A 13143-nucleotide genomic window follows, 5' to 3' on the forward strand; every position below is an offset into this window, starting at 1 on the left:
CCATCGTTAGGGTTTAAAAGCTTTTTTCTCCAGTAATCGATTGTAGTTTTTGATATTCCGTATTTCCTACAGACAGCTATTTTAGTGGTACATGAACTCTGAGCTTCGGATAAGATAGCAAGCTTTTCTTCCGTAGTAAAATTCTTCCTCGCTGCCATAGAAAAATTCCCCCTTCAAGAGTTATTTTATCATGTTGTGCGTTTTGGTCTAATTCTCTTGAGGGGCCAGCAAGTCCCAAAATACTGATAAAATGCTGCTGTTATTTAATCCATATAGACAAATTAAAACTTTCGTTAATTTTGCGGCGTATATTAGCATGTGCAATTGCAATACCTACACTGGTTAGAACTATATTCTTCATATAAGAGTTATCCCAGTAATCAAACAATTTATCCATACAAGGATGAATCTTTTTTAAGAATTCTTTCACTTCTTGTTCAGACATCAAGTAATTTGAATAAATGTTTTTTATCTTAGTAATATTGTCTTTACTTATTCCCTTTGATGCACAAAGTTTCTCTAATTCTTCGTTGTCTTTGACTCTAAGCTGGTATAAATTAATGCTATGGAAACATGGAATAAAGAGTTCCACAAGTGCATTTATTTCTTCAGAAATAAATGTTTCGCTAGAAATAATTTGGTTCATAAATTCATCTTTTTTAAACCCTCTACAAAATAAACCAGAATATCTCTCACGAAATGCTGTTTCAATACGAATTTCCGCTATGCTTATTGAACCACATCCAGTATATTGCAAGTGTTGGTAGCACGATGCTTCTTTTGTTAAGTTGTCCATGAAAGGAACATAATATTTACTTATACAATCTGACAAAGTTTGGATACTGTCTACACCTAAGAATTTAGTATATTTAATAAGAAAAATCAATGATAAAGCATCGAATTGTTCTATTGTCAGTTTTGGTACAACGGATAAAGACTCGTTTAGAACTATTTGCATTAATGTTCTCTCGCTGTTTTTCGCACGGTCCACTAGAATGTCAACAAGTAGTTGACCAAGGTCTTTATCACCTGTCCGAGCATATTCTCTTTGTGAGGTATAGAGAGCGAACTGCATGTCAGGGTCTAACATTGATGAAAGGGCATTTGGAGCTCTCTTTTGAAGTTCAGAAAGAAAATAATCGGTAATTTCATTGGCCCTTGCTTTAGCTACTTGCATAGCCTGTTCTGAAAGACGATAGAAATTGGCTTCAAATACTTCTTCGGCAATTTGTCTAGCTTCTGAGTAAGTAATCCCATTTATTATCTTTACTTCATTGGCTTGAATGTTAGTTGAATTATTACCGCTTTTTTGAACTTGTTTAATTCCATCTAACATTCGACATCATCCCCAGATTTATTTATTTTTACAATTTCGCCAATTTGAATGTTCATGGAACTATCCCCTGCAATTTGTTTTTGGTTAATACGCTTATCTCGTTTGGACTTGAAAAGCGAAAATATGACTGTTAAAACAGCAACACCTATGCCACTAAAAATCCATTCCTTATTAGCTATAAGCCAATTCCACATAAAAATAACACCTTCTTTTTTTCTTAAATTCATGAGCCTTTCCTTTTCAAAACCTTACATCATTCTCATCTGCGATGTTTTTACCTACCGCAGCTTTAGCTAAATCAGTAGATTGATATTCAAATACTAATGCATCAGAAATGTGGTATTTCAGATGTGCGAAAGATCGCATCAAGAAATTCCTTTATTTCTATAACATTAAATATGCTAGAAATTTTCTGGCCTTTATTTAATATTGAATTTATCTCGAAGATTTTTTCTAATGATAATTTATGGGTTTCGTCGACTAATTGAAAATCCTTGTTAAAAAAGCTTTCAATATCCCCAGAGAGAATACATATACCATTTGTCCTTAAGGTTTGTAAAATAGATTCGAATTTGTCAAAGTTTTCTTCACCTCTAAAAGCTTCTATGCTTTTTGCTGTATAGAATTTTTCTTCGTAGTTTCGCTTTATAATATTCCTAATTTTTGCTATTAATCCAAACATTTTCTTCCCTTCTTCTTCCCCAAAACGACTAATAAAGAATTCTACTCCTAAATTTTCGATACTCTCATGGCACTTAGCACCTTTATATTTTTTAACACGCTCATTATCTTTATCCCTTAAAAAATAGTCAAAATCAGCCATGATATAAGTGTCAATTCCCAATTCCAAAGTTAAGTCAACAAATTTACTAAAATTATCCTTGCCTCCAACACTTATAACTGATATATTTTCCTCATTAAGTTTATTGCCATAGAATTCCTCTGCGATCCATTTAATTATGTAGTTATCGTACCCCTCACAAACAATTACTTTATCTGCAAAGAACATCTCATTTTGATTGCTATCAATTAAAACATCTTTAAACTCCTTAATATTTAATTGATTTATCACAGTTCGGCCTTCATACTTTCTTGCAAGGATTAAATTCATATTTGGCTCAATTGTTTTTAAAAATTCTGGGCTATGCGTTGTAATAATAACTTGGTTGTGCCCCTCATGTAAAAACTTGTCTAACTTATAATTAATAGTTCTGCAGGCATGTGGATGTAAATAAAGTTCTGGTTCTTCTAAGCATAGTAAAACAGATGTTTTTGTATTAACATAATTTGTATAGTAACTGAATAAACCTATAATCGTAGCACTTTGAATACCTGAGCCTTTATCTGTAATTAATGATTTGTATCCATCGTCAATATATATGACCACATTCCTATAAATATCTGGCTTTTCATCGGCACTAAATTGAAACAATATTTCAGTACCAGGAAAGGCTGCATTAAAAGAACTGTCACTAATTTTTTGTTTTACATCACTAAATAATTCGTCAGCAATTTCTTTAACTCGTAAAAAAGCTTTCTTCAACTCATCATTTTTACTATGGTTTTTAGTTAAATGCTTTAATAATTTCCCATACCAACTCCACTGGTTAATTCTTAACTGTATCATTGGGTCTCTAAAAGAAGGTATTATTGCACTTTGAATAAATTCATTACGAATTGGTGCTGTAAATCCCATAGTCCAATCTGACTCTTCATCTTTTCTATAAAAAAATCGCAACTCTTTCTTTACATCCCCATCTTCATTCCTATGTGCTTTTAAAATAAAAGCAAATATATATTTATCATCAAACTCCCTTATAATAAGATTAATATCTTTTTTGGGATTTATATATTGCTTTTCCTCGTATCTTAACTCGTCAGGATTAATTAAAAACTCGCTTTCAAAATAATTTTCTATAGCGTCCTTATTTATCGGTCGTAAATACTTATAAAATCCTGTACAATCAAGCATTGTATCGTATGGAATATCTTCTCTTTCACTTCGCCGTAATTCACAATATATAAAAATATCATTAGTAATTACAACTTCTTCTGCCGTTTCACTCTTAATCTTATATGTGAAAAAATCCTTCTCTGTTATATTTTCATTTTTCCCGTATGCTGGATTACTTTCTCCCAAAACCAAATCAATTGCTTTTATAATATTGCTCTTGCCACAATTGTTTTTCCCAACAATGATATTTTTCCCTTTAGAAAAAGTTATATCTGTCTCTTCAATGCTTCTAAAATTCTTAATAACTACCCTATGTAAATACACTTTTCTCACTCCATTTAAAAATGGTCATACCTCACTTAAAGCTAATACTCATCTATTACGCCACATCTTCAAACAAATATACAGCCTGTTCTATGACCAGTTTCACCACTTCGGATACAAATTTTAAACAATTTTAACTTACTAAAAAACTTCTATTTCCACCCCGCCATCAGATGTTTCCGCTTCTCCCTGCTGTCCAGCACTTTTGCACAGCTTTCCCAGTCAACTTTACCGACATTGGCATGATACCTCAATTCAAAGGGATGCTGCTTTGGAATGGCATCGATTTTCCGTTTTGCCTCCTCAATATCGTTTAATGCCACATGAATCCAGACATCTTCCAAAACGTCAGGAATTTGCCCGAACATGCCATAGATATTGGCGAGCCGCTCGGAAAGAAGGGAATGCACCCTGTCTTCTACCGACCCTTTATATCTCATGTTGTAAATAAAAACCTTGTCATAAATTTGCCCGATACGTTGAATCCTGCCTTTACGCTGTTCAAGTCTTGTGGGGTTCCAGGGCAGGTCGAGGTTCACCAGGGAACCTAAAGTCTGCAGGTTTAGCCCTTCGCTGGCGGCATCGGTGCCTACTAAAATCCGCAGTTCCCGCCTTCTTACCATTTGTTTGATTTCTTCCTTGCTCCGTTTTTCATAAATACCGCCGATAAATATTCCTGACTTATCTCCGCCTGCATAAATACCGATTTTTTCATTAGGCAGGTCACTGGATAAATTCTCGGCCACCCAGTAGGCGGAATCATAATACTGGGAGAAAATAATACAACCCCGTTCAATCCAGTTGTCATCGAGGAGAAGTTTTAAAAGCAGCTTGTATTTTGGGTCTTTCTCCTTATTGGCATTAAGGGTTTCAATAAATTTCACCAGGCAAGCTCTTTCTTCATCCGTAATATTTTTGATTTCGCTCTGCAGGGCCTTTTCTTCTGCCATATCCTCTTCTTCATAGTCTTCCTCATCGATAACCTGCCCCCAGTTAAAAAGCATTTTTTCGGCGGTATTTTTCCCTGCAACGATGGTACTGCCAACCCTTTTTAAAAGTAAAGTCTTTAAAAAACCGCCCCCCTTTACTCTCTTCTGTAGTAATGTACAAAATTCTTCCGCATACCCGTAGGCTTCTTTTAAGTACGGCGGCAAGACAATGGCTTCCTCATCGCTCTCCCCAAGCAGTTCTACCTCGACTTTTTTCAAATAAGGCTCGCCCGTTTCAGGATTGATGGTGTTTTCCAGGAAATCCCGCGTCCTGCGCACAATATGCCTGATAAATGGGTTGTGTTCGGCGATAAAATTATCATCAATTATTCTCCCAATCCTTCTTTTGTCAGGACCGCTCAACTCTTCAATCGCCTCTGGCTTGATGACGAATTCATCATCAGCCATGCCGAACTGCCGCCTGATGCGTCCGAAGGTCATCTCCCCCTCGGCAGCAGGTGGGAAAGGATCCCTTAGCCATTCCCAGTTCTCCTTATCAAAACGGTCGAGGCTTTCTTTGCCCATAATCAGGTTAAGGGCTCGGGCAGGATATCTTCTCCACTTGCTGAACTGACTGCCCAACACACTATCGCTGCCCTGGGCCAGGACGTTTAAAAGATCCCAGGCTTCAATAGGATACAGCTGCACAGGGGTAGCAGTAGCCAACAACATGCTTTTGGTGCGTTTGGAGATTTCAAGAAGGAATTTCAGCAAATTATTGGGGTTTGGTTTTTCCTCCTCTTTTCCAGGCCCTAAATTCCTTCTTCTTGCCCTGTGGGCCTCATCGACGATGACGCATTCGTATTCCATATTTAAAAGGTGTTGTACCTGTTCGGAATTGGCGGTGATCAACCCCTGGGAAATAATGCCCACCCGCCTGGGGCATCTTTTGATGGCTCCATCGCCGTTAGCAGGATATTTAATGCCGTTCTCATCCACCCATTCCCTGCCGTTCCAGACTGCCGACGGCATATCCAGAAGGTTCAATATTTCGTCCTGCCACTGCCATAAAAGGGTCTTAGGGACAATAACCAGGATGGGTTTATCGCCGTAAAGGGCCATGAGCTGGGCCGATAAGGCAAGCTGGACTGTCTTGCCCAGCCCAACCATATCCGCCAGCACATACCTGGCGCCATACTTTTTGTGGTCATTAAAGGCCAGATTCACGAAGTATTTTTGGTGTTCCCACAGGCCGAATTCCTGTCGGTAGACGGGAGCCTCGATCACAGCGGATGCAGGTTCGGGATTTTCCTTCCATTCGTCAACCGAAGAAATAACCTTTCGTTCAGAAATCCGTTTGATGTCTTCAACAATAAAGTCCGCCAGGGGCACAGCATAGGGGCTGTTCCAGAAATAGTCAAATTCTTCCTGAACCCACTTAACCCCCTCGTCGGAATCGTCTTCCCAGAGGATTTCGTAGTTCAACTTCCAGCCCGTATAAGTTTCGTTCACACTGCCGATAAAAGATGTTTTTCTCCCGTCTTTTAAAGTAATCACGCCTGCTTTCCCGTGAATAAGACCGAAAACATCGTTGGGAACTACCTTTATCTGAAGTTTTCCGCTTTTAATCAGGTTATACAACTTTTTCAGCCGTGCAGGGGCGCTGCTGTAGATCTCTTCTGGTTTTTTGCTGCACCACTCTCGCCGCATGGCATTGACCGCGGCGCTGGCCGTAACGGCATCTTCCTTTTGCATTTCCGCATTGCAGACGACCCTGACACATCCCTGTATTTCTTCAATAGCTTCCCCTGCAATCTCCAAAATGGAAGAGCTGAAATAACCTGCAATCCTGTCGTAGCTCAGCGCTCCTTTTAACTTTTCATTCAAAAAAGCTGCATCCAGCTTTTTTCGCCTGGAAGAATACCGATAAATCATTTTTCCCTTCACCTGCTTATACACCGTCATTCTTTACAAGTTCAGCCAGGAGCCTGGCATACCTTGCCTCTTCCTTCCAGTGCGGCATGTTTTCAATATGCTCAAGAGCGGAAATGTAATTAAGAATTTCTACGATTGTATTCCGCTGGTTCCAGTAGTTGGGCAGCTCATTTTTCAGCCAGTTTCTGCCCTGCATGGTGTCTTCGGCTTTGATTGCCTGATGAAGAGCCGCGAGCACATTGCGGAGCAGGGAATTGCTAAAACTGTCGGCACCGCCCAAGCCTCGCATGCCGAATTCCATGGCGGTCTTCAATCTTGCCTGATTGGCGCGGGTAGAAGCGAGCAAGTCTTTGTATTCTTTCACGCCAAACCCCCTGGCTAATTCCTGATAAGCCCCGATTTGGTATATACCGTCTTTTTCCAGGTCAAGGCCTTTGATGTAGAACCTTTCTTCAGGCGTCAGCATCTTCCACAGATAAGAGTCAAAGCCGCTGGGCGTCAGATAATCGTAAGCTATTTTTACCGCCTCGTTGATGATTTTCTCTACAGGGGACTCCTCTCCAGAAACTCTGGTCTTGGAAAGCTCGTAGTTAACATCAATGTCTTCAATCCGCTTATATGAAGTCAATATCTTCAGGGAAGCCGCATAGGCTGCCAGCAGATAATCCGTATCGCTGAAGTTGGGATCTTCCTTGTCGTCCAGCTCCCGCATGCTGTCAATCTGCCTTTTCACTTCCAGCTCTATCTCTGGGTAAAGCTCATCAAGATAGGCTGTTTCTTCCGAAGTCTGCTTGCGAAGCACAAGAAGCACAGTACCCTTAACATAGTTACCCTGCTTCAGCCCGCTGGCATCGGTTTCTGTGGCAATGTTCCAGGCTGCCGTAACCCTAAGACCCGCTGCCCAGAGGATCAGGGTCAAGTCTGCCCATACGCCTACATTCTGGTGGGTAAACATGACAATCTGCATGCCGTCCTCTGGCATATGTTCAGCCAGATTCCGATAAATTTCCACCATACTCTGATTAAAGCTCTCTCCCGTCCCTTTTACCGCTAAAGCCCTTTTGCTGTCTGCATACCAGTCAGGAAAGATATCAAGCAGCATCTTTTTGTCCCAGGCCAAGAAGAATTCGGAGAGCTCGTGGTAGTTTATAGCATCGGCATAGGGAGGGTCGGTGAGCCAGAAACAACATGTATTTACAACATTTCTTGCATCTTTTACTTGTAAATACGCATCACTACTAATCGAATAATTTTTTATATCAAAAAACCATACATTTATTAGATCTTGTAATGATCTAGCCCCAAAATTATATATGGTATTTAAAGCTTGATTACTATAAGTATCCACTACTTTTTCCACACCATCTCCTGGATTCCACCTACTTAGTCTTGAATTCCAATTACAACACTTATTGATCCCCAACAACCCCACAACCTTCTCCTTCTGTGTCTTCGCATGCTTATCAATCAGCTCCATCAGCAGCCCGTGCACTAAGAGCTGCCTGGAGTTGAACAACTGGTGCCAGTATGCCCAGCCTCTTGTCCTGATTGGTTCAAAAGTTTTTTCCCCTTCTTCGATAATACTGTTTGGAATATACCCCTTCTCCTGCCACTGGGCAAACCTCTCTTTGAGAAGCCGTATTACCTTCTCTTCCCTGGCTAAATCCTCTTTGGTCGGCGCAGTGTAGTACCTTTCGGTCTTCACTTTGCCGTTTGCATCAACATACTCTTTTTCATACCTGATACAGTACAGCCGCTCCTGGAAAACATCATCGGGGCGGGGAACAAACTCATGAGACTCCCAGCGGCGCAGGCCGTATTCCACCGTCCCATCATCGTGCCTTCTGTCCTTGCGGATAGCAGTTATAGGAGTGGTATTTTGACAGTGAGGACAGTACAAACTGCTGTCTTTAATCGTCGCCATCTTCTCTGCCTGTTCCATCTCTGTTTTTGTGGCATTCGATTTTATTTCGATGTCAAACCCTTTTTTGTCTGCATTTTCTTTTAAGATAGCCACCGTTTTTGTTCCTTTACCGATTACCCAGGAAGGGGCCAGGGGCACACTCCAGCCGCATTCGGGGCAAACCGTTTCATTGCAGTAAAGATAGGAATTTGCCCTGTGTCCCTTTTCGTTGTGCTCTATCCCCCACTCGGTAATCTGCTTGTCGGCAAGTGCAAATATCTTCTCTTGAAATTCCCGCAGGCTTGCTATTTCTTCATCGGAGCTGCCGTTGATATTGAGGGCTGCCCAGGTTAAAAGCATGGCAATGGGGTTTAAATCGGAAGCATAAACATCACAGCCCATCCTGGCTGCCTCAAAGGGGACACTCCCCCCGCCGCAAAAGCAGTCGCCCACCACCGGGATTTTGCCAAACCTTCTCCTGCCAAGTTCCTGCACCAGTTCCTGGAGGTTTGATGCGTTTGTGCCAAGATATTCGTTGATTTTTTCCCACTCGGATTCGGGGAGGTTGTCCACTTCTTCAGGCCTTATGCAGTAAGTAAGCTTTTCATCATAAGAAAGCCTGTTGAAAACCAGTTTCTGCAGGTTTTCCTTTTCTTCCCTGGTTATATCTTTACGGTAAGATATCTTACCGTTACCTTCTTCTTCAAAGTACCTTTTTCTCTCCCCTGGAGTAAGGTTATCATAAATCTCCTGCAGGGGTATGGATTTATTTTTCCTCAGCCATAGTCCTTCTTCATCCATGGTCAGGATTTTCAGGAAAATCTCCCGATCAAGTTTTGGATTATCGCTGGCAGGCATTAACAGCCCAAGTAATGCCGCCCTTACAAGGATGAGAGGCTTCCTGCCCCACCACTTGCCAAGTCCAGTCAAAGTTTGCCCCAAATTTGCCTTCCTTTCCTTGTAGCTCTCCTTGGATACCTTGGATACTGGAAACTGCACCTCTATAAATGATTGAGCATAATCAGCCATTTTTACACCGCCTCTTCTAGTCATCAATTTTCCTGCCGATCAGCAGGTCGAAAAGCTCCATCTGCCTATTGGACTCTTCCACGGGGTTTTCGGTCAGGGCATATCTTACTGCCTTTCGCCATCCCCGCCTGTCTTTTAACCCCCCCGTGGCAGCATTGGTCATGGTGAAAAGCCACCAGCGCTCCTCAGGGCTTAAACCCAGCCAGTTCTTGATCGCCGTCGGAATAACCGACGGGTCGCAGTCCTCGATGGCCCAGGCCAAAAGCACCATTTCTTTTCCGAAAAGCCGCTGGACGGGTACCTGCCCGATATGCCACTTCCCAACAGGCAGTTTTTCTTTTTTCAGCCTGCTGTTGAATTCGTCTTTCAAAGCGTCTTCGATCAGTTTCCATTTGTATTTGCCAAGCTCCACCTTCGGCCTGTCTATGGTATAATCAATAGCCTGTACCTGAGCATCATCCTGCCACTTAAAGCGCTCGTAGATAACCACCTTCCCGTCATTACTGCGGGGGATGGTGACTAAAAAATGGTGCTGGGACTCTTCAGGAATAAAACCAAAACCAATTACCTGTCTTCTTTCCGCCATTATTGCACAATCTCCTGTTCCTTAAAATCTTGCAGGGATTTTTTCTTCGCAGCCACCCAGTCCAGAAAGTCCTGTCCTGTGGCAAACCGCGTAATGCCGTATTCCAGGCTTATGTTTACTTTGCCCTCAGATAGAAAATTACTTCTGACAGCATCCATGCTGTTTTCTAAACGTTCTATATCCACTTTCAGGGAAGAATCAACGGTCAGCTCAATCCAGCCTTTTTCTCCGCCACCGTCATCCACCCTGTAGAAGGTTACAATCACATCGGAGAGCTCTGCGCCATGTTTTTTTAAGAGTCCAAGCTCCTGGTAGGTTTCTGCCGTGTCATTGGTTTTGCACCGTTTGTAGAGTTTCAAAGGTTTGTTTTTATCGATGGCAATACTCGTTCCTTTTGCTCTGTCAATCTTTACCTGAATAGTGTCGGAATATATTCCCTGGGCTTCCGCCACCGCCAGTACAAAAGTGCAGTTTTTCGGGACGATAATTTCCTCATCATAGATACCGCCGTACTCTTTGGGATTTGAACCGTCCGTTGTATATTTGATGGTGACAGGGGGGGCTGATAGAAGTTCTACGACCTTGTCTTCACCCCTATCAAACACCCTGTATTTGAGCGTGATTTTATTCTGCCATTCCACAGGGTCCCCCGTCTCGTGCTCTCCTGTACTGTCTACGCACAAAAATGACAGTTTCATCTCCCTTGTTTTAAATTCGTTAAGATTTTCTACCAGGTTCGAAGCTGCTGTAGCAGGCGCACCTATTTCGTAATGTACTCTGTCCCCGTATTGGGGGATAAGCTTTAAGGTTACCTCTCCCGTTGTGTCGTCTCTGCGTAATTCTTGAACTAAAACCTTCGTTTTTTCTTTTGGAAAGGGAGGCTTTTCAATATAACCGCCGTGTTCCCGCCAGATGCCTTTTTTCAGCATGTCATCTTTTAAATCATCCAGGGCCCGCGGCAGGTGCCACTGCCAGGCAGGATTGGTAGCTGCCCGATCTTTTACATCGCTCCAGCGCATTTCCTTCTGGGTAAACAGGCGGTCTTCGCATTTTTTCCTGAAAGTGTCATCTGCCACATCCGTAGTAAATTTCTGTCTCTGTAAGAGGACATCCCTGATTTGTTTTTCACCGTTATAATCATTGCCTGTAAACTCCATGAAGAAGTCGGCCTTTAAAAGCCCAGTTTTGGCAGGGTAGTAGAGCTGGACAAAGGTTTCCCTGGCCGCCTGCAAAAGCTCAAGCTTGATCCTGTCCCGTTTCTCCAAAGCCTTTTGGTACTGAGGATTATTGGCAGGGGTTTTTTCTTCTTCCATCCTGGCAATGATCTGGTTAATCGCTTTGTGCTCTTTGGCAGCGTGATAGAGTTTATCCATGGTGCTTCTTGTGCCAGATAGAAACATCACCCTGTTTTTGTAGCGTTCATTTTCGTAGAATTTCTGCAGGTCTGGGTGCAGGCCCGAGCCTCCCGTATAGGGCTCGAAAAGGACAAGGAGCACCTTGTCTTCGGAAAGGCTGATTTCATCAACGGCTGGGAAGACCTGCACTTTTTGATAACAATCTCCTACTGTCGGCTTAAATTTTTCCTCCAGAAAAGTCCTTAATTCTTTTTTGGCGCTTTCGTTATCATAGGAATCCACAAGGGAATTCAATTCGGCAATGAGGTTTTTGGTGTTTTTAAAAAAGAGCCTACCGTCCCTGTCGGTAAAGAGGTACCAGGCCCGCATGACAAATTCGTCCAGAGCCCTTTTGACCCTTGTTATGTCCTTACCTGGTTCGCACAGGTACCCTATTGTTTCCTGTAAGGAAAGCCCCAGAAGAGCATTGGGAATATCAGCAAGGGACGCCACAAGAATAAGTTTGGCCAGTTCCTGCATGCAGGTTTCGTTCATGGTCGCATCAACGATTTCGGCAACAGCTTTACCATTGGCAGCGATATCATGGGCAATGGCGTTGGCAAGGGAAGGCTTGATCTGGGTCACAGCTGTAAGCATTTCGGGGTCGTTTAGGTCAAAATCATACACATTAACCAGATACTTCTCCTGTGCCTTCGGCTTGTCTCCCCTGTATAACTGAGAAATGATAATCCGCATGAGGCGAATCAGGCCCCGCGTCTGCTGAAAGCCTGGATTTTCTTTAAAGCGGGCGTACAAGTCCCTGATAGAAGGATGGAAGGGGTAAGAATCCTTGATCCCTACAAAAACCTGCTCTGGGGATAGATTGGTATATCCCATCTGTTTTGCTTCCAAAACAGCCTGTTTGTAAGCATTGGCAATTTCGTTTATTTCACTTTCCGCAGGCAGCTCCTTAAAAAGCCTTTTTCTTAAGATGTGGTAGATTTCATCCGAAGTGCTGCTAACTGGCTCAATATTCAGCGCAGAACGGTTGACCTCGTTTTCCAGTTCCTTAAAAGAAGACTGCAATAACTCGCTCCCGCTCTCATATGTAGCTTTTAAGTCGGAAATAACAACACAGACATTGGAAAGCTCTTCTTTGCCCAAAGCATTGAACAGATTGGCCAATGCTGTCGTCGTCACTGTAGCCAAATTCGAATCGCCGATCATTTTCGCTTTAGCGTTTTCCAGATAAGGAGGCAGCTCGTCTAACAAAATCAGGAGCGGTTCACCTTTTAAAAGGTTAATCCACGCTGTCTGCCCAGGCGCCTGCAGAGGGGTATAGTAATCCTTAAAGACTTCTTTTTTGCCCAGTTGCTCGGCAATGGCTCCCCAGATGCCATAAGGTGCATCGCTTTCCCTGCCCGTGAAGGCCACAACTTTGATCTTCCCAAGATGGCTGTTTTTAAATCTATCGCCCATTACTTTTTGTCTGAATTCGGGATGCTTTGCCAAAAGCCCTAGGGCAATCATGTTGTGAGTTTTACCGCCGCCCATTGATTGAGTCAGTTTTATTAAGCCCGTCGCTCCCTGCCTGTGGAAACGCTTGAAAGCAGTTTCCAATAAGATTTTCATCCCTTGAGTCATGAAGTTCTCCTCAAAAAAACGATGCGGATCGATGCGGTTTTCAATTAAATCAGCCAGGTCTAAAACGTCGCCCCTTTGCGTTTCATCAAAGACGCTCTCTCTCGGCTTGCAGAGTTCAAACAAGGTTTTCACCATTTCAGCCCCTCTCTTAATCCACTTCATATTTTAA

Annotated in this window: 8 protein-coding genes; all 8 read right to left on the bottom strand. The window is 42.4% G+C overall.

Annotated features, from left to right (window positions below; genetic code table 11):
• Nucleotides 1-158 (bottom strand): transposase (locus ACKX14_RS12365; RefSeq protein ID WP_422448157.1); only part of this gene is annotated, 158 nt, incomplete at its 3' end.
• A 101-nt stretch (nucleotides 159-259) separates the two neighbouring features.
• Complete coding sequence (locus ACKX14_RS12370; RefSeq protein ID WP_422448084.1) at nucleotides 260-1336, bottom strand: LPO_1073/Vpar_1526 family protein; 1077 nt, start codon at nucleotides 1334-1336, stop codon at nucleotides 260-262.
• Entirely contained in the window at nucleotides 1330-1563 is a 234-nt protein-coding gene (locus ACKX14_RS12375; protein WP_422448086.1) for a hypothetical protein, read from the bottom strand. Before ACKX14_RS12375 ends, ACKX14_RS12370 begins: the two co-directional genes overlap by 7 nt.
• Before the next feature lie 101 nt (nucleotides 1564-1664).
• Nucleotides 1665-3614, bottom strand: a complete 1950-nt coding sequence (locus tag ACKX14_RS12380) for an AAA family ATPase (protein WP_422448088.1) — start codon at nucleotides 3612-3614, stop codon at nucleotides 1665-1667.
• Between the two features lie 152 nt (nucleotides 3615-3766).
• Nucleotides 3767-6478 carry a phospholipase D-like domain-containing anti-phage protein gene (locus tag ACKX14_RS12385; RefSeq protein ID WP_422448090.1) on the bottom strand — a complete coding sequence of 904 codons (2712 nt, stop codon included), beginning with the start codon at nucleotides 6476-6478 and terminating at the stop codon, nucleotides 3767-3769.
• 16 nt (nucleotides 6479-6494) lie between these two features.
• On the bottom strand, nucleotides 6495-9434 hold the full coding sequence (locus ACKX14_RS12390) for an anti-phage-associated DUF1156 domain-containing protein (protein WP_422448092.1): 2940 nt from the start codon (nucleotides 9432-9434) through the stop codon (nucleotides 6495-6497).
• Nucleotides 9427-9996 carry a DUF3780 domain-containing protein gene (locus ACKX14_RS12395; protein WP_422448094.1) on the bottom strand — a complete coding sequence of 190 codons (570 nt, stop codon included), beginning with the start codon at nucleotides 9994-9996 and terminating at the stop codon, nucleotides 9427-9429. Before ACKX14_RS12395 ends, ACKX14_RS12390 begins: the two co-directional genes overlap by 8 nt.
• Nucleotides 9996-13106 carry a DUF499 domain-containing protein gene (locus tag ACKX14_RS12400; RefSeq protein WP_422448159.1) on the bottom strand — a complete coding sequence of 1037 codons (3111 nt, stop codon included), beginning with the start codon at nucleotides 13104-13106 and terminating at the stop codon, nucleotides 9996-9998. Before ACKX14_RS12400 ends, ACKX14_RS12395 begins: the two co-directional genes overlap by 1 nt.
• Between the last annotated feature and the right edge of the window lie 37 nt (nucleotides 13107-13143).

It is taken from the genome of Thermorhabdus hydrogeniformans (assembly GCF_049310025.1).
Lineage (GTDB): Bacteria > Bacillota > Thermosediminibacteria > Thermosediminibacterales > Tepidanaerobacteraceae > JBJYKD01.